The sequence below is a fragment of the Rhodococcus sp. KBS0724 genome (assembly GCF_005938745.2).
GTDB lineage: Bacteria > Actinomycetota > Actinomycetes > Mycobacteriales > Mycobacteriaceae > Rhodococcus_F.
Map to the genome: position 1 here is coordinate 170,207 of NZ_VCBX02000001.1, position 21,323 is coordinate 191,529.

The window sequence follows — 21,323 nt, forward strand, 5'->3', positions numbered from 1 at the left end:
TCAGTCCTGGATTCGTCTCCAGGGCTGAGCCTCTTCCAGTTCGAAGGCCAATTCGAGGAGCGTGCGCTCGTCGCCGAGATCGGCGGAGAAATGCGAAGCCAACGGCAAACCGTTGCTGGTCTGGTGCAGCGGTAGCGAAATCGCCGGACCGCCGGAGATGTTGTTCAGTGGCGTGAACGACGTGTACGCGATCAGCTTGTCGAAGAGTTCCTCGAAAGGCTGCGCGGGGGAGAGGTATCCGAGCTCGGGGGTGGTGTGACCAAGTACCGGCGAGAGTACGACGTCGTACTTCAAGAACATGGCGCTGTACTGCTGCTGGAGGCGTCGCAAGCGGTAGAGCACGCGCGGCGTCTTCGCGAGGTTCTTCCGGTACAGCGTGTAGAGGCCCTTGGTGAGATTGTCGGTGCCGGACTTGTCGAAGTCGGGTCCGAGCATCTGTTTACCACCGGTGGAGATGGCAAAAGACAGGAAACCCCAGTAGATGCTGAAGTCGTTGATGAATTCCGGGCCGACGGGCAATGCGGCATCCTCGACGTGATGGCCAAGGCTTGCAAGGAGTTCCGCAGTCGCCTCGACGGACTTACGCGTCTCGTCGTCCGTCTTGGTGACGGTCACGGAATCGGTGATGACGCCGACGCGCAATCGGGTTGAGCTGGGTCCTTCGATCAGGCGAACCGGCGCGAGTCGTGGATTGCGGTAATAGCTTTCAGCCGCTGACATCCACCTGGCGGTGTCGCGAACTGTTCGGGTGACGGCGCCCTGTGCGATCAGCCGGATCGGCATCGACTTGTCGGCCGGATCGGCGACGGTACGTCCGCGAGTGGGTTTGAGTCCGACCAGTCCGCAGGCAGCAGCGGGAATACGAATTGACCCACCGCCGTCGTTGGCGTGCGCGATCGGGAGTACGCCGGCAGCAACAAGCGCGGCCGCGCCACCCGAGGAAGCCCCCGGCGAGTACGCCGGATTCCACGGGTTGTGTACGGGTTCTTCCGTCATGTACTCGGTGGACGCGCTGAATCCGAACTCGGGCAGCCGAGATTTGCCGATCGAATTGGCCCCGGTGGAGAGGAACTGCTTCGCGAAATCGCTGTCAGCCTTGGCGGGGACCGCGGTGAAGGCCTTGCTGCCCTGCTGGGTGGGAAGGCCGGCGCTGTCGGTGTTGTCCTTGATCGCGGTGGGAACTCCGGCAAAGGCGCCCTTGGCTGGCCGGTTGCTCCTGGCGAGGGCACGATCGAAATCAGTACAGGCCAGGGCGTTCAATTGCCCTTGAACAGCCTCGGCGCGCGCGATCGACGCCTCCAGGACTTCCCGTGCGGTCACCTCACCCGATTCGATCCGGGCGGCGACGCCAGTGGCGTCGAGGTCGCCCAGGGCGTCGTCGGTGAAGGCGTGGACTTGGGGGTTGGCGCTCATGGGGAATCCTTGATAGACGGCGGCAGGTCGCCCGTCCAGAGTATTGGACGAGCGACCTGCATGGTGCCGATATCGAGATGTAAGTGTCAGCTTCCGAAGATGTTCGTGACGTGCTCGGCCGCCTGAGGTGCCTGCTGCGGAAGGAACTGCTGCGGGATGAACTGCTGGAGCGTGCCCTGCGGGATGAACTGGCCCGGACCGCCCTGCTGGAAGTTCGTGACCATCGGGTGGATGACGTTGTTGAATACATCGTTGAACATGTGTTGTGTCCTTTGGTAACAGCGTTTTTCGAACTTCTGACTCCATTGACACTAAGCACGGTTCGAGCGAGTTTCAACGAAAATTGCTGATACACAGTCAAGTTCAAGTTCATTGCCAGCTGGGGGCCAGGAACCGTCATTTCTTCACAGCTTCGAGGCGGTACCATGCAGGTTCTTCGCGGTCTTGGACGTTTCGACTGATGTGGGATCGGGGTAGGTGCCCAGCACGCGATCGGCGGTTCCCGCGGTAGTGACTGTGAACCAGTAGTGCTCGTTCTTGAAGTGGTGGTTGCGATGATTGCGCCAAACCGACCGGTAGAGTGCAGTTTTCGGTTTGTAGTCACTGTGGATGAGGAAGTGAGTCCACTCGTAGACAAGGCCCAGCACGGAAATGCAGGTCAGGAACGTGAGGCCGAGTTCGATGCGGGGAAACGCCAGGAAGGCGACTGCCGTCAGGACGGGAATCACGATCAGAAGTGTCTGCCACGGAATGAAGATGAGTGAGACGGTTCGCGGGGAAAAATGGTGTTCCCGATGGCTGCGGGCCAGCCGTGAATCGAGCGTGACGCCGGCAATAGTACGTGGCTTCCAGTGCAGTACGAAGACGTGAATGATCCACTCCACGAACGGAAACGCGGCGATCATCACGAGCGGAACGAGTGCGTCGGTGATCTGCCAGTTGCCCAGCGTAATGCGCGTCGCCGCCGCAGCCAGCAGCATGGTTCCGATCATCCACGGCGTCGGTGACTTGCGGAACGTCTGTGCGGCATCGGCGAGAGTGACGGGCTTGCTCATGGATCCAGTCCTTCCAGGAAGGTGAGAGCGTCGCCAACGGCTGTGGTGCCGGTGTGGAGCAGCTTCGCTGCCAGTGTTTCGGCGGTGGGCTCGTCGTGTGAAGTGATGGCGGAGGCCAGTTTTCGATACAGTTCGGTCTGACCGACTTCGGCAACCATGACGGCGGCGAGTGCCGTCATGGCCGGTTCGTACGCTGTGCGCAGGCTGTTGAAGATCAACCGGAAGGCAATGGAATCCGCGCTGTCGACAACGATGTCCCAGAACGTTAACGCGAGGTCTTGCAGTTCTACCGGATCTTCTTTGGCGCCAAGATGTTCCACGGCCACGTCGAGTTCTGCGGCTGATTCCGCGGAGATGCGACGGGCGGCCAGCACTGCGATCTGCGGCCCCATCAACTCGCGAGTCTCGAGAACGCTGCGCACCACGGTCAGGTCGGGGACGCCGTCGCGCACCAGCAATTGGGGGAGAAGTTCCGGTCCGGCCTGGCGTCGGAAATCGCGCACCGACGTGGACTCGCCCTGCCGGACCTCGACGAGTCCTGCCTGGGCGAGCTTCTGAATTGCCTCTCGGACCGCGGGCCTCGAGACCCCGAATGCTTCGGCAAGCTTGCGCTCACTCGGGAGGTTTTCGCCCGCCGCAAGTTCTCCGGCCAGCACTTTCACCGAAATCTGATCGAACACTGCGCCGGAGGCCGAGGTACGTGCAACGGGTTGGAACATGTACTGACGATAGGCTGCGCACTGGCAAGAGGTCAAGTGGTCAGACCAGTTGTGGTTGGCGTGAAAGAAACAGCGCTTGGCCAACAAGCTTCACCGTAACGCCGCAGGTGAGCGTAATTTTAGGCGACCCTAATTCGAATGACCGTCAGGAAGCCGATGACACCACTTCTCTTGCCGACTCTCGATACCGATGCCGAGTTCGCTCGCATCACTGCAGCCTTGACGCGTCGCGGCTTTCTCAGCGGAAGCGCCGCCGCACTGTCCATGCTCGCTCTTGCCGGGTGTAGCAGCGGAGAAGACAGCGGCGGTCCGGACGGCGAAACTCGGACGGTGCAGACGCACTACGGCCCCGTGGGCGTCCCCGTCGATCCGCAGCGCATCGTCGCGGTCTCCTACAACACGCCGTGGCAGTTGCAGGCCGTCGGAGCGCAACCAGTTGCGACGTTGGACTACAGCGCATACATCGACCAGTTCACGCCGGCGCAGCAGACTTTTGTCAACGGATTGTCCACCGTTGGCGTCTTCCTCCAGGTCAATCGCGAAGCCGTTGTTGCTGCGGCCCCCGACCTCATCGTTGGCGATGCGTACGAGATCGACGAGGACATGTTCCGCGAGCTCTCGAAAATCGCTCCCACAGCAGTGTATTCGGGCACGAACCGTTCGGACTGGCGCACTGTCGCCGAAGGCGTGGCAGACGCGGTCAACAAGGGTTCACCGCTGACATCGAACCGCGAGAAGTATCAGGCGATGCAGGAGCGACTCCGCACCGACTACGCAGACCAGCTTCGTGACAACCGTTGGGCCCAGGTTGCCATCGGAGGTTCGGAAGGACTCTTCTCGATCCTGTACCCGACCGGTGTCACGGGAGCGATGCTCACCGACCTCGACGTCACCCGCGGCGAGTTCATTCCGGATCTGCGCCCATCCACCGGGTTCGAAGCCTTCCCGCTCGAACAACTCGAAATGCTGCGGGACGTCACCGTCGTCGTCTACCCCAAGCAACCCGACGGAACCGATTCTGCGGGAATGAAATCTATCTTCGCCAGCCCGCTGTGGAGCCGCATCCCCGCGGTCGCGTCCGGGCAGTCTTTCGGAATCAGCACTCAGGTCACCGATTACGGCACGGCAATCAATTGGCTCAGCGAACTCGAATCCGGCGCGTTGGAGGCACTGTCATGACATCACTTCTCCGGCCGACTCTCGATACCGATGCCGAGTTCGCTCGCATCACTGCCGCGCTTACCCGTCGTGGATTCCTCGGGGCGGGCGCATTGGCCGGGATCGGGCTGCTCACGTCCTGCGGTACCAGCTCCGGTGAACCGGCAGCGGGAGAAATGCGCACGATCACCACTGTGAACGGCCAGGTGGAGGTGCCCGTAAACCCGCAGCGGGTGGTCAGCGCCGATTACTACACCGGCCCCGCGATGGTCGACGCCGGTTTCACCCCCGTCGGACTGCCGGTGGACTACGAAAACACCGACGGCATCCCCGAGCCGTATGCGTCTGCTCTGCAGTCTCTGCCGAAGGTCGGGCGCTGGTACGGGCCCAACGCCGAGGCGATCGCGGCGCTCTCGCCCGATTTGATCGTGATGACCGACCGTCTTGCGGAGACCAGCCCGGATCTTTACGAGCAGATCCGGTCGATAGCTCCGACCGCGGTCTTTGCCGAAGAAGGGCAGTACGCGTGGAAAGATCGTGCCCGCGGTGTCGCGGATGCGCTCAACCAGAGCGCGAAGGTCGAAGAGCTGGCCGATAGGTACGAAGCGCGGATTGCCAAGTTCCGCAGCGACAATGCCGACGTGCTGAGCAAGGTGAAGGTGGTGTACACCACGTACTTCGAGGAGAGTGGCTTCTCGCTGTACTCGCCGACCAAGTATCAGACGACTGTCATCAGCGAGGCCGGATTCCAGTTCAACGACCGCTCGCTCGCACTCCCTGCCGGCACCAACGAGTGGTTCCCGAAAGAGCAGCTGGAGCTACTCGACGAAGCCGACGTCATCATTACCAACAGCGGCAAGGGTCCCATCAACGAGAAGTTGGCCGGCGACACCATCTTCGAGCGTCTGCGCGCCGTCAAGAACGGGCAGGTGTACTCGTTCGACTACGAGGGCGTCGCCTCATTCGGTTGGGCTCTTACCTTCCTCGAGCAGTTCCAGCCGATCGTTGGAAAGATCAGAGCCAAGCTCTGAAGGCGGCTTCGGGTGGGTGCGCTTCCAGATCATCCGGGCCAGCGCACCCGCCACGGACACTGAGAGGACGATTCCGCCGCCGATGATGCCGGCAGACGACTCGGGGAAGATACCTTCGAGCAGCAGCCAGACGCCGAAGACGAAGAACAGCACTGCCGCACCGATCTTGATGAATCCCTCCGGAAGGTGCTTGCCCAGCACCGAGCCCACGATGATGGCCAACGCGTCGGCCGCCACCATGCCGACGGTGGATCCGATCCAGATGCCGACCCAGTCGTTGTCGGCCGCGAGAGTGATGGTGGCGAGCATCGTCTTGTCGCCGAGTTCTGCCAGGAAGAACGCCGACGCGACGGCGATGAAGGCGGACCGGGTGACGCGTCCGGCCTTGTTCTGCTCGTCCTCGGTGAGATCGTCACCGCGTAGGGTCCAGAGGCCGAAGATCAGGAACGCGATACCGCCGACGATGGAAATTGCCGCGGTGGGAAGCGCGACGCCGAGGTAGTGGCCGACAGCGACCGAAACCAGGTGAACAAGGGTGGTGGCGACGGTGATACCGCCGAGAACAACCCACCAGCGATAGCGCAAGGCAAATGTCATTGCCATCAGTTGCGACTTGTCGCCGAGTTCGGCGACGAAGATGACGCCGAAACTCAAAAGTATTGCGGCAAGCAAGGTTTACTCCTCCGGTCGGTGTAGGTCGGAGGAAAAATGCGAGCCTCCGGCCTGGGCAGACGCAACGGGTGCGCTTGTCCGGCCGAAGGTCTCGCCCACCGAGGCCGCAGGACCTTCGGTTCGCCAGGCCGGGTGCTTCGCGATTCGCACCCGGCGGAACGCGTCGAACCAGTATGTCGACACAGGCGATTGGGGGCTACTCCCCTTCGTTGTTACCGAGGGTAGCCTGTGTTGCGCGAATTGGCAAAGCGCACAGCAAGTTTGGGAGACCGAACTTATCGCTTACCGTTACCGTCAGCAGGCGAGGAGCATTGCCAAAACTGCGGTGTCGGGATCGCTGATCGGATCGATGCCCACTCGGCTGATCATCGAGACAACCGTCCCGTCCGCCTCGGCTTCCACCCACGCGGCCCGGTGGTCCAAGCCGAGGTACGGCAGGCCAGGAAGGAGGACGCACCCAGAGGCGCTGCCCTCACATTCCGGCAGGCTGGGCGTCGTTTCGGAGGGCGGGTGCAGCATGATCAGCGCCGGCGGTTGATGCTCGGAAAAACGCCCGGGTGGCAGAGCAAAATCTCCGAGAACCGGTCCTTCGGCCATCACCAACCCCACAGTGCCCGGTTGTGGATCATCCGGGACATCCTCGTGCACGCCGAATACCGTCGTGGTGGGCAACAAGCCGGGGAGTGACGCGACCCGCACAGCCAAGGCGAGCAGTTGCGCCCATTCTTTGGTGGTATCGGGCCAACGCCCCGAAATGACAAATCCCTGCAACGCTCCGGCTCGCTGGAACGGTGAGATGCCTATCGCTTCATTTCTATTCATCTCTGTTCCTCCCCGAGGTGATGACACGTAAGTCCGGCACACATCGTTGGGTAGCTAAAATATGCGCCTAACCACCGCTGGCACACAAGAGTGGGTGAGTGCCAGTGTGGTTTGCGCAGGTGAGGGCGGTGGTATTCACCAGGCATGACTGCCTCGAAGCGCTCGTCGTTGGATGATCTGGCAACGCAGGCCTGGATATTCGGATATCCACTGTTGATAGCGGCGGTTTCACGGGACGTGATGACGGCAACGGAGACTCCCCGAGGCATGAAAGCCCCGCTCAACCAGTTTGCGTATGCGCGGGAAACCCCGGACGCGTCGTTCACGGATGTGGTCTCACCCAACGCGGACACTCTGTACTCGTCGGCGTGGTTGGACCTACGGACCGAACCGCAGGTCTTGACCTTGCCGGACTTCGGGACGAGGTACTGGCTGGTCCCGATCCTCGACGCGTGGAGCGATGTCTTCACCGTGCCCGGTTCACGAACAGTCGGTCGCACCGGCGGACCGTACGTCGTGGCAGGTCCGAAATGGAATGGCGAAGTGCCGAGAGGTATGACGCTTCTCCGCTCGCCGACTGCGATGAATTGGATAGTGGCGCGCTACGCCACATCGGGTGGCACCGACCTCGCCGCAGTGCACACGTTGCAGGACGGAACCCGGCTGACACCCCTGTCGCAGTGGACGGACAACAAGGAGGGGTACACGGCGCCACTAGGCGCCGTCGATCCCACTGTCGACTCCTTCACGCCCCCGGTCGACCAGGTTGCCGCGATGGATGGACAAGCGTTCTTCACCGCACTCGACGCGTTGCTCGACGACAATCCACCGCGTCCCGAGGATTCCGAGATCATGAATCAACTCGGCGACATCGGCATCGGGTCGGGACTCGCGTGGGCGTCGCGGCCACCCGAAGTTCGTGACGCTTTGGACCGCGCCGCTCGCAGCGGCATGGACGTGCTGCGCAAGATTGCGGTCGATGCCGAAAGCTCCCCGAAAAACGGCTGGACCATGCACCGCGGGTTGGGGCATTACGGAACACATTATGCGCAGCGGGCTTTGATCGTGTGGCTGGGATTCGGCGCCAACCTCGACGCGGACGCCGTGTATCCGCATGCCACCACCGACATCGACGGCAATGCGCTGACCGGGGAGAAGAACTACGTCCTGCACTTCGATGAGGACGAGTTGCCGCCGGTCGAAGGTTTCTGGTCTCTGACGATGATGAACGAGCGACAGTTCTTCGTGGACAATCCGATTGATCGCTACGCCATCGGTGACCGAAGTGACTTCGAGTACGAGGACGACGGTTCCCTGAATATCTACATTCAACATGAGTCTCCGGGCGGCGAGAAGGAAAAGAACTGGTTACCCAGCCCGGCAGACGGATTCAACGTATTCTTGCGACTGTATTGGCCCAAGGCTTCGGTGCTCTCGGGATCGTGGACGGCACCGGGTATTCGTCCGACGAACTGAAATGCTCGGAGGCTACTGATGGTCGCAACGAACCCGTTCGTGTTGTACGGCAAAGAGATCTGGTGGATGATCCTGGTCCGCGGAATCTTCGGCGTGATTTTCGGCATCATCGCCCTGGTGTGGCCGGGAATTACCGTGGTGGCCTTGGTCTTCCTGTTCGGTATCTACTCCATCGTGGACGGCGTGGTCACCTTGGTGCGGGCAATCCGCGACCGCGCCCATCTCAGTTCGTGGGGATGGTTCGTCTTCACCGGCGTAGTGTCTGTGGCCGCCGGTGTTGTTGCACTGGTGTGGCCCGGAATCACAGCAGTTGTCCTGCTGTACATCATCGCGTTCTACGCGATCCTGTTCGGAATCCTCGGCGTTGTTGGATCTTTCAAGCTCAAGGGATTGCCGGGCTCCGGGTGGGGATGGCTACTCGCGGCGTCGGTGCTGGCCGTGATCTTCGGAGTAATACTGCTCATCTTCCCTGGTGAAGGCATCATCGGCTTGACCTGGTTGCTCGGTTGGTACGCAATATTCTTCGGCGTCTTGATGATCGTCGGTGCGTTCCAGATCAGGAGTCGGGCAAAGGAAGCTGGTGTTCTCTAAGCGGGCACCCGCTCCCGTTCCCGTCCTCGCTCCGACACCAACCGTTACCGGCAGCGAACATTGGTCGATTCCGCGCGGGCTGATCGTGCTGCTCGGCGCTGCCGCGACCGTGGTTGCGGTGGCCGGGATGAAGGGGTTCAGCGGGATCCTCGGCCCCGTCTTTCTTGCGCTGATGCTCACCATTGCCGTTCAACCGATTCAGGATTGGGCGCAGAAGCACGGATGGCCGAAGTGGCTCGGCATGCTCGGCGCTCTGGTCACGGTGTATCTGATCCTGATCGGGCTGGCTGCGTCGTTGGTTGTGTCGACGGCTCAGCTGGCCACCATCCTGCCGGAATACTCCGACAAGATGGGCGAGCTCCTGGATCAGGGTCGAAGCAGCCTGGCAGACTTCGGAGTTGATACCGAGCAGATCCAAAACACGGTGAGCAGCGTTGATCTCACAAAACTACTGGGTGTCGTCGAAACAGCGCTCGAAGGACTACTCGGGGTGCTTTCCGACCTCGTGTTCATTCTCGCGTTGCTGCTGTTCATGGCTTTCGACGGCATGAGCATCCGGTCGAGGTTGCATATCCTGGCCGAAGAGCGCCCCGAAATCTCGTACGCTCTCTCCACTTTTGCGAAGGGGACTCGCAAGTATCTGGTGGTGTCCACGGTTTTCGGACTCATCGTCGCAGTGCTCGACGGCGGCGCCCTGTGGTTGATGGGGATTCAACTGCCGGTGCTGTGGGCGTTGTTGTCGTTCATCACCAATTACATCCCGAACATCGGATTTGTGATCGGAGTGATTCCGCCGGCGCTTCTGGGACTGCTTCAGGGCGGGCCCTGGCTGGCGGTGTGGGTAATTGTCGTCTACTCCGTCATCAACTTCGTTATCCAATCCATCATTCAACCCAAGTTTGTCGGTGACGCAGTTGGCCTGTCGGTCACGATGACCTTCCTCTCGCTCATCTTCTGGTCCTGGGTGCTGGGAGCACTCGGCGCATTGCTCGCCATACCGCTCTCACTCTTGGTGAAAGCCGTCCTGCTCGACATCGATCCGGCAACCCGGTGGGCAGACATCCTGATCAGTGGTCCCAAAGAGGTCAAAGCGATAGCTGATCCGGTGGCCGAACCGGAGTTGGACGAGAAACCGCCGGAAGAAAAGCCCAGTGTGAATAGCGAGCAAACTCCAGATTGACGCAGTCTGGCTTTCAGATTGACAGGAGACTGCCAGCTTTACTCCAGAATTACCAAAGCTTGATGGAGTGAACTGTCTTCCAGTCGACGAAGAAAGGCCACGTCATTGGGAACGCCTGAACGATCTCTGCACACTGCCAGTTCGCTCCATGCGTTCAACCGGTATGAAATCAAGTATCTAGCTCACGAACGTGACGTTCCGGCATTGCGCGAGGAACTGAACGCGCACATGGACTCCGATGTGAATTCGCCGATCGGTGGATACCCGGTAACCAGCCTGTACTACGACACACAGAGCCTGCGCTTCTACTGGGAAAAGATCGAGGGTCTGAAGTTTCGCCGCAAACTCAGAATCCGCCTGTACGGGCGCCCGTCCGATGCTGTTGACGAGACACCCGTGTACGTCGAGATCAAACAACGGGTCAATCGTGTGACGCAGAAGCGGCGCATCCAGGTTCCGTACGGCGTTGCGAGGCAACTGTGTGACACACGCAGCGACATCGACGTCGACACATCGGCGCAGCCATTTGTCAACGAAGTGTCCACACTGGTCGGCAATCTCGACCTTCGGCCGTCGGTCACCACCGGCTATCTGCGCGAGGCGTTTGTCGGTGTCGACGCCGATCTCGGCTTGCGGGTGACTATCGACCACAAGATCCACGGCCGAGACCGCGACTTCCACTTCGCGTCCGAGTCCGAGAACCGGTTCATCATCCCGCCGCACCTGTGCATCGTGGAGATCAAAGCCAATGAACGTGTGCCCTATTGGGTTACGGACATGGCGGCGCGTCGGGACATGTCCGTCGTGCGAATCTCCAAGTACTGCCAGAGCATCGAGGCCTTCGGAATGGCACCACGTTCCCGCCTGCACGCCCGTGAAGAAATGCTCACGCCCTCGAACGCTTTCGAGAGCTCCCTCGTGAAAACAGGACAGTAAATGAATTTCGATCTACAAGATCTCAGCGGCACTTTTTCGACCTTCGACATCATTGTCTCGCTTGCACTTTCGTTCGTGCTGTCCGCGATCATCGGCTACGTGTACCGATTGACGCACAAGAACGTTTCGTACAGTCAGTCGTACGTGCAGACCCTCGTGATGGTGGGCATGATCATCAGCCTCATCATGCTGGTTGTCGGCTCCAACGTCGCACGCGCATTTGCGCTCGTCGGCGCACTCTCCGTCGTACGATTCCGCAACGCCATCAAGGAAACGCGCGACGTAGGCTTCATCTTCCTCGTCATGGCAATCGGAATGACAACGGGTACAAGATTTTACCTCCTGGCAATTGCTGCGACAGTCGCGATCTGCCTCGTCTTGGTACTGATGAGCAAATTCAACATGTTCAAGCTCGACGTGCAGCGTCAGGTTGTGAAGGTGCAAGTTCCCCCGGAGCCCGGCTACACCGCGCTGGTCGAAGACATCCTGATCGATTTCACCAAGGAATTCGAACTCGTTTCCACCGAATCGGTACGTTCAGGCGCTCTGACCGAGCTGTACTACACCGCGCAGCTGAAGCCGGGTAAGAAACCCGCAGAACTGATCTCGGCACTCAGTGGTGTCAACTCCGGCCAGCGAGTCACAGTCCTGACCGGTTACGACCAGACTGATATCTGATGGGCGAGAATGTGGCGCCCACCCCGACGGCTACGCCGCCGCGCAAACGGCTGGTGCACCGACTGCCGACGCCCCTGCGTCAGCATTGGAAATTGGCTGCTACGTTCATCGCGTTTGTGGCTGTGCTTGCCATAGTCTTCGGCGACAGCAGGGTTCGTCCGTACATCACCGGTGACGCCACCGTCATCGCGTCGCAGGTCACCGAAAATGTCACAGGCACTGTGGATTTCTTCGACACGTCGGTCGAGCACACCTTCGAGGTCGAATTCACGCAGGCCGACTACGACAAGATGATCGAAGCCTATGAAACCGATGGTGACAAGGAGTGGATCACCGCAGACCTGACTATCGACGGCACACTTGTCGCCGACGTCGGAGTGCGACTCAAAGGCAATTCCACGCTGAGGGGCTTGCAGAACAACACATCCGGCGAGGGCGGTATGCAACCGCCGGAAGGGATGGAACTACCGGATGGCGTGGAACTACCGGATGGCATGGAACTGCCGGACGCCGCAGCTACGACAGAAGGTGGCGCGCCGGGCGGTATGGGTGGACGAGGTGGCATGGTGACACTCTCGGCCGACGATCCTGCTTCGTTGCCGTTGCTGATCAGCTTTGACAAGTACGTCTCCGGCCGTGCTTACCAGGGTATGACGCAACTGTCGGTCCGGCCAGGAAGTCCGGTGCTGAACGAGGCGATGGCGTTGTCCCTGACAGCTGAAAGTGGTCAGCCCACACAGCGATACAGCTACGCGGTCTATTCGGTCAACGGGTCCGAAACCCAGACGCGGTTGATACTCGAGCATCCGGACGACGGCTACGCGAACTCCCTGTTCGACAGTGACGGAGTGCTGTACAAGGCCGACGCCAACTCGAGTTTCACCTACCAAGGTGACGACCAGACGACCTATGTCGACCAGTTCAAGCAGATCAACGGTGAAGGGTCACAAGACCTCCAGCCGATCATCAGCTTCCTGAAGTGGCTCGATTCCGCGTCGGACGAGCAGTTCGATGCCGAACTGGCCGATTGGGTGGATGTCGATTCCTTTGCCAGATACGTTGCGACGCAGAATCTTCTGGTGAACAGTGACGACATGGCAGGGCCGGGCAAGAACTACTACCTGTGGTACGACCTCGACTCGAAGAAGATCTCCGTGGTGTCCTGGGATCTGAACCTTGCGCTGAGTGGTAATTCCGAAGCGGGACCACACGATTCGATCAGCATGGGCGGCGGCGGTGGTTTCGGCGCAGCGCAGCAGGGCGCCACGACAGAAGGTGCTGAACCGCAGGGCGCCGCACCGCAGGGCGGCGGGGCACGAGGTGGGCGCATGAGGCCGCAAGCGGCTGCACCCACCGACGGCACTGCACCCACCGACGGCACAGCAGCAGCCGGCGGCGCTGGGGGCATGGGTGGCGGAATGGGTGGCGGAATGGGAGGCAACCAACTCAAGGAACGGTTCCTCGCGTCGACGGCATTCACCGAGACCTATGACTCCGCGTACCGCGAACTGTACGAGCAGCTCTTCTCGAGTGGGCGCGCGCTGGAAGTTCTGGACGACGTCGCGGCATCGATTCCGCTCAGTGACGGGTTGACCGAACAGGCTCTTGCCACCGAGGTGGAGACCATGAGGGCGCGGTTGCAGGCCAGGACGGATGCACTGGCAGACGATCCGGTGATGGCCGGCTGAGGCCACTCTCAGTATTTCTACAAGATCGCCCTCTATCGTCTCGGCCATGAGCACCGCGAACAGCACCGAGAACACTCACCGCCAGCCGTCGCTACTTGGTCGACGGCTGGCGGTGGGCGGTTTGGCAGCTGTTGTGGTGGGCGCGGTGGGCGGTACGGGCTGGGTGTGGTTCTCGGGCGGCGAGAACAGTTCGCGGACAGTGGCGATAGTCAACACCGACGCTGGGACCGTGCTGGACGGCGAGGAACTGCGCGCCGGTGACACGCTGGTCGAGACGCTGAGTGCGAGCGAGGATTTTGACTTCTCCGTTGTCGACAGTCCCAGCGGCAACTACTTTGCGACGCTCACCGTGCCCGAAAATTTCAGTGAGTCGGTTGCCTCGATGCTCGGCCCGGATCCGCAGCAGGCGAGCATCGACCTCGATGTTCAGGGCACTGACGGAGCGCAGGCGGTCGCGCTGACGCGCGCCGTATCGGCGCAGGTCAGCGCCGACGGTATCAAGGGTTTGATGTCGCAGACGTCAGCTGCTCGCCGGGCATTCGATCAGAATCTCGTGACCGCGCAGATGTTGGTGGCGGGAACAGCGGGCGCCGAGAAGTCGATCGACCAGGTGAAGGCCGGGGCAGACACGATCCTGCCGTATCTGGAGACGGCCCGTGCGGGTTCGTTGGAGCTGACGAGCGTTGCTGAGCAGGTGTCCGGCGTCGTGAATCAGGCAGCTGGGTCGGCGGAGGAGTTGGCTACGCGCGCAGACTCGCTCGGTCTGACGTTGGGGGAGGCGTCGTCGTCCACCGCAGATCTCAAGGTGCGTATCGACTCGTTGACAGGTGCGTTGAACAGATTGCCGGTGCCGCAGGAGATTACGGCGCAGTTGGCTGGTGTGAGCACCGACTTGGGAGCGGTGACAGCACAATTGAACGCTGTCCCGTCGATGCTGGGTGGGTCGGTAGGACCCGATACGGCACTCGGTGATCTGGTGCGAACTGCCGTCGGTCAATTGCAGGGCGCAAGTGCTCAATTGAACAGCGCTGCCGGTCAATTGAGTGACGGCTTGATTCCGATCGCGGATCAGGCTCCGCAGATGCTGGACGACGTGACCGCTCAGATCACCCAGGGGTTCGGGACTCTCAAGTCGGTTGCGACGTCGTTGGTGACCGGGTTGGACACTGCAAAATCCGGGTTGCCGGCGATGACCACTCCGCAGCAGGTTCAGCTGATGTCGGTGCTGTCCGATCCGGTGGCGGTGAATCAAACCAGTGGGGCCGCAGGTGGATCGGATTCGCGCACAATTGCTTTGGTGTTCGGTACGGCAACAGCCCTTCTTGCGGGGGCATTGCTGATGCAAACGGCGGCGCCCCTGGTGCAGGAGCGCCGCCGCGTGAAGCAGGAAGTACGTGACTAGACGATCAGACCTGCGGTCTGCGTACGAGCGCGCTCGAAGCGTGCCGTGACGTCGTTCCAGTTGACGATGTTCCAGAATGCCTTGACGTAGTCGCCCTTGACGTTCTGGTAGTCGAGGTAGAAAGCGTGCTCCCACATGTCCAGCATCAGCAGCGGCGTGAGGCCGATGGAGATGTTGCCCTGCTGATCGTAGAGCTGGACGATGATCAGACGCTGTCCGATCGAGTCCCACGCGAGGATGGACCAGCCGGAGCCCTGGATGGCGTTGGCGTTTGCGGAGAAGTGAGCGCGGAAGAGATCGAACGAACCGAAGTTGTCGTCGATCGCTGCGGCGAGTTCGCCTTCGGGCTTGTCGCCACCGTCAGCGCTGAGGTTGTTCCAGAAGACGGTGTGGTTGGTGTGGCCACCGAGGTGGAAAGCCAGGTTCTTCTCGAGCAGGTTGGCCTGCGCGGCGATGGTGTCGTTCTCGCGAGCCTCGGCCAGCTTCTCGAGTGCAGCGTTGGCGCCGGCTACGTATGCCGCGTGGTGCTTGTCGTGGTGCAGCTCCATGATCTTGCCCGAGATGTGCGGCTCGAGGGCTGCGTAGTCGTAGGGGAGTTCCGGCAGCGTGTAAACAGACACGAGGGTCCCTTCTTTGCGGGCTCCGTGAGCCCTGCTTCTTCGAGAGTATGGTGCTTGGATTGCGGATCAATCTTGGGTATCCACCCAATAACATTCGTACACGGTCTGCAACAGTTAAGCTCAGGTAGTCATCACCTGAAAATAAAGTTCGGTGACCCAAAAACTGCGTGATCTCGGTCAATGGTGCCTTCGGAAATTCGTCGTAAAGGTGAACGGAACCTTAAACTTGCTCGATGCCCGCACCAGTTTTCCTCCCGGAGTCATCAGAGGCAGCACCGCCTCGGGTGCACCTTCCGGGCGCTGACCTGCTGCGCGCACTCGCTGTGGCGGCGGTGATCTACTCCCACATCTCGTTCTACGTCATCGACGATCTCGGCTCCGGTTGGTGGCTGATCGACGTCGTATACGGCGCATTGATCGAGCCCGCCCAGCTGAATCAGCACTTGTCGTTTGTCGGCGTCGCGACGTTCATGATGTTGACCGGCGCCCTGGTGACGCGGTCCGCGATACGCGATCGGCCCGGCAAATTCCTGACCAACAGATTGAGTCGGCTGGTACCGGCTTTCTGGGTGGCGATTGCGATAGCCATCCTGCTGGTTCGACTCGGCATCAACGGCATGTTCAGCGGTCAGGACGGTATTTCGAATACCCAAGCGCTGATGAGCTTCTTCCTCGGCGGGTTCTTCCTCACACCCGAAGTGGCTGTTCTCGGCGTGACCTGGACGTTGACCGTCCAATTCCTCTTCTACCTTGCCTGCGTCGCGATGCGGCCGATTCTGCGGATGCGGCCGATCATCATGCCGCTCGGCGGGGCCGCGCTGTGCTCGCTGGTGTTGCTCTACAACATTTACGTACCGATGCCGTACACCGTTCCGATGCTCTCGAAGATCGCGGCGACACTCCCGGCAGTCTTCCTCGGACAGATCATGTACCTCGCGTGGGCGCGACTGGCGCCTGGGCGCTGGCTGATCGTCGCTGTTCTGGCACAGATTCACGTAATCCTCGTGGCCACCGAGTTCCGCGTCTACTGGGCCGGCGAAAACTACTTGTGGACCATCACGGTCGTCGCCGCCGCCGTGGTCCTCATCGGCCGCTACGACGGTGCTCCGACGCGCTGGGCCGTCGTGAAATGGTTGTCGACACGCAGCTACATCATCTATCTCGTCCACACGCTGATCCTGTATCGCGTCGTCGAGAACACGACCCCACACGTCGGCCCCACACTCGCCTTCGGCCTGTTCGTTGTTGTCACCGCTGTCGTCGCGGAATTCGGATATCGGTGGGTCGAGCTGCCCGGTGCGCGAACCATCACCGGATGGCGAAACAAGTACTCACGCGTAGAATCAAAGAATGAGCTGGTACGACGACATTCTGGGGCGAGCGTCCGCACAATCCACCCTGATCAGTCCGCAGGACGCACTGCCAGGACGTGAGACGGCAATGCCGGTGCCAGCGGCGCATTACGTGAACGGACATCCGCTCACGCCGCCGTTCCCCGAAGGAATGCAGACCGTCGTAGTCGGTATGGGTTGTTTCTGGGGTGCTGAGAAGGAGTTCTGGCAGCTTCCGGGCGTCTACAGCACCGCCGCCGGATACGCGGGCGGCTTCACTCCCAATCCCACGTACGAGGAAACCTGCTCGGGACGCACCGGGCACACCGAAGTAGTGCTGGTTGTCTTCGACCCGGCCGTCATTTCGTACGAGCAGATCCTGGCCCATTTCTGGGAGAACCACGATCCGACGCAGGGGATGCGTCAAGGAAATGACCAGGGTTCACAGTATCGATCCGCAATTTTCACGACATCCGAGGATCAGGAGCGAATCGCGCACGCGTCTGCTCTGGCATTTGGTAAACGATTGACTGATGCCGGATATGGCGCAATTACGACGGAAATAGGTCCGCTGCGTGATTTCTTCTACGCCGAGGACTATCACCAGCAATATCTTGCAAAAAACCCCGGCGGATATTGCCCGGTCCATGCCACGGGAGTCAGCTGCCCGGTAGGACTATTGCGCCAAGATCAGGTGCCGGCACAGACCGATATTCTTCCGCCGCACGAATAGTTGGTGTTGGAGGACACATGTGATTCCGATCGTTAATACTTGCAACTAGATCGAAATAAAGGGAATCTCGATAGCAAGAGTGTCTTGTCGAGAGAACTGAGCGCATCATGTCCGCTAGTACGCGAGCAACAGCGTCGTTGCTCCGACGCACCATTCATGTCGGCCACGATCCGATGGTCAGGCGTAGTGATCGCATCGAAGGATTCATGTCCTTCGGCTTGATCGTTCTTGCGATTCTGCTGGTGCCGTTTGCCATCTGGGCAGGCGGCGCAACGGCAGCAAGCCAGAATGCCCTGATCGCCGAACAGGCCAGAAACACCCACTCCATTGCCGCCGTCACGACGGGGGACTCGGTCACGTCCAGCATCGCGACCGCCGACTACATTCCTACGAACACCGAAACCGCACCAGCTCAATGGAACTGGAACGGGCAGGTGCACCGCGAAGACATCACCGTCGACGCCACCACACCGGCAGGCACTTCCGTCGACATCTACGTCGACAACAACGGTGACAGAACCATCGCCCCCATCACGGAGAGCGCGGCCGACGTGGCTGCGGTCGTGACCGGAATCTTCACGTGGTTCAGCATCATGTCGCTGCTGACCATCGGTTTCATGCTGATTCGGGTGTGGCTCGACCGCAGCCGCGACGCGCAGTGGGATCGGGATCTGCGCGCGTTCCTCGACGCACACGGCTAGAGGCGAAGGCCTACGCGATCTGAGGCATGACCTCGCTCGCCACCAATTCGAGGTGGTCGAGATCACTCAGGTCGAGCGTCTGCAGGTACATGCGCTCCGAACCGGCCTCGGCAAATGCTCCGAGCTTGTCCACCAGTTCCGACGGCGTTCCCGCCAAGCCGTTTTCACGCAGTTCGTCGACATCTCGCCCGATGGCAGCGGCTCGCTTGGCGATCTCCGCCTCGTTGCGTCCACAGCACAAGATCAGTGCGTTGGAATACGTCAGCTCGTTCGGGTCCCGGTCGATATCGGTGCAAGCCTGACGAACACCGTCGAAGAGCTCCTTGGTCGCGCCGACCGACTGGAACGGGAGATTGAACTCACTGGCAAATCGCGCAGCCAAAGCCGGAGTCTTCTTCTTACCGACACCGCCCATCAGAATGGGCGGCCCGCCGTCCTGGTACGGCTTCGGCAACGCCGGAGAATTCTTGATCTGCACGTGCTTACCGTCGTAGTCGAACTGCTCGCCGACGGGAGTGCGCCACAAGCCCGTCACGACGTCGAGAGTTTCCTCGAGCAGTTCGAAGCGGTCCTTCAGCGTCGGAAACGGAATCCCGTACGCCTCATGCTCCTTTTCGTACCAGCCGGCGCCGATACCGAAGTCGACGCGGCCACCACTCATCTGGTCCACCTGCGCGACGGAGATGGCGAGCGGGCCGGCGTACCGGAACGTTGCCGACGTGACGAGCGTGCCGAGGCGGATAGTCGACGTCTCGCGGGCAATACCGGCAAGCGTGATCCAGGCGTCGGTCGGTCCGGGAAGTCCGTCGGAATTCATCGCCAGATAGTGATCGGAACGGAAGAACGCTCCGTACCCGAGCTTTTCGGCCGTCTGGGCCACTGCCAGTAGTTGTTCGTAAGTAGCGCCCTGTTGGGGTTCGGTGAAGATTCGCAGATCCATGTGCTCACTCTGCCACTGGCGGTGCGTCAGGGCTGTGTGGGGACAACCACTCCTACCTGCCCGGCGGCCAGGCACAGTGACAGTCCTGGGGTCCGCGGTGTGACCTTGACGGACTGGCCGTCGCCGACAACCTGCACAAATACCGAGTGCAGCCCCGCCTTCACAGGGACGGAAACGGCGTCGCCAGTGGTCAAGGACACGTCGATTATTCCGTCTGTGCTCGCGAGGTAGTTGAGCTGAACTGTCCAATCCCAGACGGCCAATGGGCCGTCCAACGTCAGTTCTGTCGGCCCGTCGACGCGTGTTCCGCACTGCGGATCTGTGCCTTCGGGGATCCGTCTGGTGAAGGTGACTTCGCCGTCGATGACATTGCCGCTGTCGTTGATCAGTCGGAGAATCGGTGTGCTGGAGGAAAATTCAGGTCGATCTGGCAGTGGGCCCAGCACGCTTGATGCCATGTTGTTCGGGTAGGTGACGGGGAGGAGCACCCAGATCGAGACCGGCTGATCGAGCAGCGGCGCATCCGTGTTCTGCGCCAACGACGCTCGTGCATTCTGCAGGTAGTCACGCGTTGGGCTCTCTCGCCAGAGCGCTACGAACGAGAAAGTCGAGACCAGCGAACTGGCGACAAACAGAACTGAAAGCCCCACTGCCAGCGACGCAACAGGCACTGTCGTGCGAGGTGCGGCGCGTCGCGGCGCCGCGAAGTAGAGCGCAATCGCGAGAGCGAACACCGTGGCCGAATCCGTGAAATATCGCAGGGTCTGCGCCAATTCGTACGTGGTGCCCTCGGCGGTGCGGGTGGCCGTCATCGCAACCACCGACGCCAGGAAATACGCGGCGGCGCAGATCCAGATCCAGACCGCGCCGTGTCGGGAGCGCACGGTCACCGCTATCGCCGTCAGGAGCATGACCCAGGCGGCAACAACCAGGAACATCGGGGGATCGGCCCACGCAGGCCCCGGAATCCATCGCTCCCACTGCCACGGCCCACCCAACAATGTCGGAAGCATTCCCAGGGAGGTGCCGTGGTGAAGCAGCGCCGTAGACATGCTGCGACCGTTGCCTGTCACCGGCGATTCGACGGTCAGCAGGTACACCGGAATCCAGATCGCGAGCACAACGGCACTCGGAATCCACAGCGCCTTGGCTTTTTTCACAGCTGTGCGAATCGGCGCCGCATCGGACTGCGTGCGCAAGTACAAGAAAATGAACGCGAAGGCCACGAACGGCACCACCGCCGACTTCTCGAAGAACAGCAGAGCCACCACAAAAACAGCTGTCCCGGACACGGCATAGCGTCGTCGGCCCGTCCGCACGAGTTGAATCGCGTCGCCGCACACCCACGCGAGAGCAATCTGCAGGGGAAGTGCGTTGAGCGCCGCAGCCCACCAGGCAAAAGCAGGCAAGGTGAGCGGAATGAACAGATATCCGAGCAACGGAATCAGCAGCGCCGGGCGCCATCCGAGTACCAGTCGGAGCGTGCGAAGCAGCGCGAGTGATGCCAATGCCTGACCGAGCACGAGCAGCGTCACTGGAAGAGCCCACTGATACGGGGCAATTCGCGTCACGAGGCCAGTGAGGAAGAAGGCTGCCGGCATGAAATGACCGTCGTGGTCGTAGAGCAGCAGTTCGCTCGAGAAGAGGGGGAAGCGCGCTCCACGTCCGATCAGGATGAGATCGTCCCAGTAGAAGTAGTTCGCCGACGCGACCCACGTGCGAACACCGAGTGCAATCGCGATCGACGCGAGTGCGGTCGGCAGCACGTACCGGGTGGGGCGCGGCATCGGAGGAGTCATCGCCTGGCAATGCTGCCAGGCGCCGGGTCGGACTGGATTCTCCGGTGGACGCCAGTCGCGAATTCACAGGGAATTCGCCCACTTGTCAAATTCATCCTCGAGCCTGTGCATCGTTCGCTAACACCTGTCAGTAAACCCACAACCCATGAGCCCTGACCTGTGGATAAAGGCCCGTGGATTCATCCCAAGCTGGGGATGAACCTGTGGATAGTGTGGATAACTCGAGTTTTTCGGTGTCGCAGGTCACATTATCGGCACAAAGTCGTACCTGGAGATGAAGTTCAGGTTACGGAACAGCTGCGAAACCATTTGCTGCCGTTACCGATACGGCGTGACAGAATCGAGCGTGTGAACCAGGTACAGGTCTGCGCACGGTGC

General features: G+C 60.8%; 21 protein-coding genes. 12 read left to right on the forward strand and 9 right to left on the reverse strand.

Annotated features, from left to right (window positions below; genetic code table 11):
- The 4 genes from FFI94_RS00770 to FFI94_RS00780 all read right to left on the reverse strand — a co-directional run bounded on the left by FFI94_RS00770 (position 1) and on the right by FFI94_RS00780 (position 3,187).
- Complete coding sequence (locus FFI94_RS00770) at positions 1 to 1,413, reverse strand: amidase (protein WP_138871312.1); 1,413 nt, start codon at positions 1,411 to 1,413, stop codon at positions 1 to 3.
- Between the two features lie 86 nt (positions 1,414 to 1,499).
- Positions 1,500 to 1,673, reverse strand: a complete 174-nt coding sequence (locus FFI94_RS33525) for a hypothetical protein (protein WP_185993102.1) — start codon at positions 1,671 to 1,673, stop codon at positions 1,500 to 1,502.
- Positions 1,674 to 1,817: 144 nt separating this feature from the next.
- Positions 1,818 to 2,468 (reverse strand): sterol desaturase family protein, encoded by a 651-nt coding sequence (locus FFI94_RS00775; protein ID WP_138871313.1) that lies wholly within the window; start codon positions 2,466 to 2,468, stop codon positions 1,818 to 1,820.
- A complete protein-coding gene (locus FFI94_RS00780; RefSeq protein WP_138871314.1) occupies positions 2,465 to 3,187 on the reverse strand; it encodes a FadR/GntR family transcriptional regulator in 723 nt (240 codons plus the stop codon). Before FFI94_RS00780 ends, FFI94_RS00775 begins: the two co-directional genes overlap by 4 nt.
- Before the next feature lie 138 nt (positions 3,188 to 3,325).
- On the opposite strand from FFI94_RS00780, the gene FFI94_RS00785 reads away from it, so the two are divergent.
- Both FFI94_RS00785 and FFI94_RS00790 read left to right on the forward strand, forming a co-directional pair.
- Entirely contained in the window at positions 3,326 to 4,366 is a 1,041-nt protein-coding gene (locus FFI94_RS00785; protein WP_260683772.1) for an ABC transporter substrate-binding protein, read from the forward strand.
- Positions 4,363 to 5,376 (forward strand): ABC transporter substrate-binding protein, encoded by a 1,014-nt coding sequence (locus tag FFI94_RS00790; RefSeq protein ID WP_138871315.1) that lies wholly within the window; start codon positions 4,363 to 4,365, stop codon positions 5,374 to 5,376. The genes FFI94_RS00785 and FFI94_RS00790 overlap by 4 nt, the downstream gene beginning before the upstream one ends.
- Here FFI94_RS00790 and FFI94_RS00795 read toward each other — a convergent pair.
- Positions 5,305 to 6,048 carry a TMEM165/GDT1 family protein gene (locus tag FFI94_RS00795; RefSeq protein ID WP_260683773.1) on the reverse strand — a complete coding sequence of 248 codons (744 nt, stop codon included), beginning with the start codon at positions 6,046 to 6,048 and terminating at the stop codon, positions 5,305 to 5,307. The genes FFI94_RS00790 and FFI94_RS00795 overlap by 72 nt on opposite strands.
- A gap of 294 nt (positions 6,049 to 6,342) precedes the next feature.
- Complete coding sequence (locus tag FFI94_RS00800) at positions 6,343 to 6,870, reverse strand: peptidase (protein WP_138871316.1); 528 nt, start codon at positions 6,868 to 6,870, stop codon at positions 6,343 to 6,345.
- Positions 6,871 to 7,014: 144 nt separating this feature from the next.
- Here FFI94_RS00800 and FFI94_RS00805 point away from each other — a divergent pair, with 144 nt between their 5' ends.
- The 7 genes from FFI94_RS00805 to FFI94_RS00835 all read left to right on the forward strand — a co-directional run bounded on the left by FFI94_RS00805 (position 7,015) and on the right by FFI94_RS00835 (position 14,821).
- On the forward strand, positions 7,015 to 8,346 hold the full coding sequence (locus tag FFI94_RS00805; protein WP_138871317.1) for a DUF1254 domain-containing protein: 1,332 nt from the start codon (positions 7,015 to 7,017) through the stop codon (positions 8,344 to 8,346).
- An 18-nt stretch (positions 8,347 to 8,364) separates the two neighbouring features.
- Positions 8,365 to 8,937 carry an HdeD family acid-resistance protein gene (locus FFI94_RS00810; RefSeq protein WP_138871318.1) on the forward strand — a complete coding sequence of 191 codons (573 nt, stop codon included), beginning with the start codon at positions 8,365 to 8,367 and terminating at the stop codon, positions 8,935 to 8,937.
- The gene (locus FFI94_RS00815) at positions 8,927 to 10,117 is read left to right on the forward strand and encodes an AI-2E family transporter (protein ID WP_138871319.1); all 1,191 of its coding nucleotides are present in this window, start codon (positions 8,927 to 8,929) and stop codon (positions 10,115 to 10,117) included. The genes FFI94_RS00810 and FFI94_RS00815 overlap by 11 nt, the downstream gene beginning before the upstream one ends.
- A gap of 72 nt (positions 10,118 to 10,189) precedes the next feature.
- Entirely contained in the window at positions 10,190 to 11,053 is an 864-nt protein-coding gene (locus tag FFI94_RS00820; RefSeq protein WP_397495549.1) for a polyphosphate polymerase domain-containing protein, read from the forward strand.
- Positions 11,054 to 11,731: a DUF4956 domain-containing protein gene (locus FFI94_RS00825; protein ID WP_138871321.1), complete on the forward strand. Its 678-nt coding sequence runs from the start codon at positions 11,054 to 11,056 to the stop codon at positions 11,729 to 11,731.
- On the forward strand, positions 11,731 to 13,419 hold the full coding sequence (locus FFI94_RS00830) for a CotH kinase family protein (RefSeq protein WP_138871322.1): 1,689 nt from the start codon (positions 11,731 to 11,733) through the stop codon (positions 13,417 to 13,419). Before FFI94_RS00825 ends, FFI94_RS00830 begins: the two co-directional genes overlap by 1 nt.
- 46 nt (positions 13,420 to 13,465) lie before the next feature.
- Complete coding sequence (locus FFI94_RS00835; RefSeq protein WP_138871323.1) at positions 13,466 to 14,821, forward strand: hypothetical protein; 1,356 nt, start codon at positions 13,466 to 13,468, stop codon at positions 14,819 to 14,821.
- Here FFI94_RS00835 and FFI94_RS00840 read toward each other — a convergent pair.
- The gene (locus FFI94_RS00840) at positions 14,818 to 15,441 is read right to left on the reverse strand and encodes a superoxide dismutase (protein ID WP_138871324.1); all 624 of its coding nucleotides are present in this window, start codon (positions 15,439 to 15,441) and stop codon (positions 14,818 to 14,820) included. The genes FFI94_RS00835 and FFI94_RS00840 overlap by 4 nt on opposite strands.
- Before the next feature lie 233 nt (positions 15,442 to 15,674).
- Here FFI94_RS00840 and FFI94_RS00845 point away from each other — a divergent pair, with 233 nt between their 5' ends.
- From FFI94_RS00845 to FFI94_RS00855, 3 genes are all read left to right on the forward strand, one after another.
- A complete protein-coding gene (locus tag FFI94_RS00845; RefSeq protein WP_185993103.1) occupies positions 15,675 to 16,874 on the forward strand; it encodes an acyltransferase in 1,200 nt (399 codons plus the stop codon).
- Positions 16,792 to 17,505 carry a peptide-methionine (S)-S-oxide reductase MsrA gene (gene msrA, locus FFI94_RS00850; RefSeq protein WP_138871325.1) on the forward strand — a complete coding sequence of 238 codons (714 nt, stop codon included), beginning with the start codon at positions 16,792 to 16,794 and terminating at the stop codon, positions 17,503 to 17,505. The genes FFI94_RS00845 and msrA overlap by 83 nt, the downstream gene beginning before the upstream one ends.
- A 107-nt stretch (positions 17,506 to 17,612) precedes the next feature.
- Positions 17,613 to 18,206: a hypothetical protein gene (locus FFI94_RS00855; protein WP_260683775.1), complete on the forward strand. Its 594-nt coding sequence runs from the start codon at positions 17,613 to 17,615 to the stop codon at positions 18,204 to 18,206.
- 10 nt (positions 18,207 to 18,216) lie between these two features.
- Here the strand turns inward: FFI94_RS00855 and FFI94_RS00860 are convergent, their stop codons facing one another.
- Both FFI94_RS00860 and FFI94_RS00865 read right to left on the reverse strand, forming a co-directional pair.
- Positions 18,217 to 19,146, reverse strand: coding sequence for an LLM class F420-dependent oxidoreductase (locus tag FFI94_RS00860; RefSeq protein WP_138871326.1), 930 nt, complete (start codon positions 19,144 to 19,146; stop codon positions 18,217 to 18,219).
- Positions 19,147 to 19,172: 26 nt separating this feature from the next.
- Entirely contained in the window at positions 19,173 to 20,945 is a 1,773-nt protein-coding gene (locus FFI94_RS00865; protein WP_138871327.1) for a hypothetical protein, read from the reverse strand.
- Between the last annotated feature and the right edge of the window lie 378 nt (positions 20,946 to 21,323).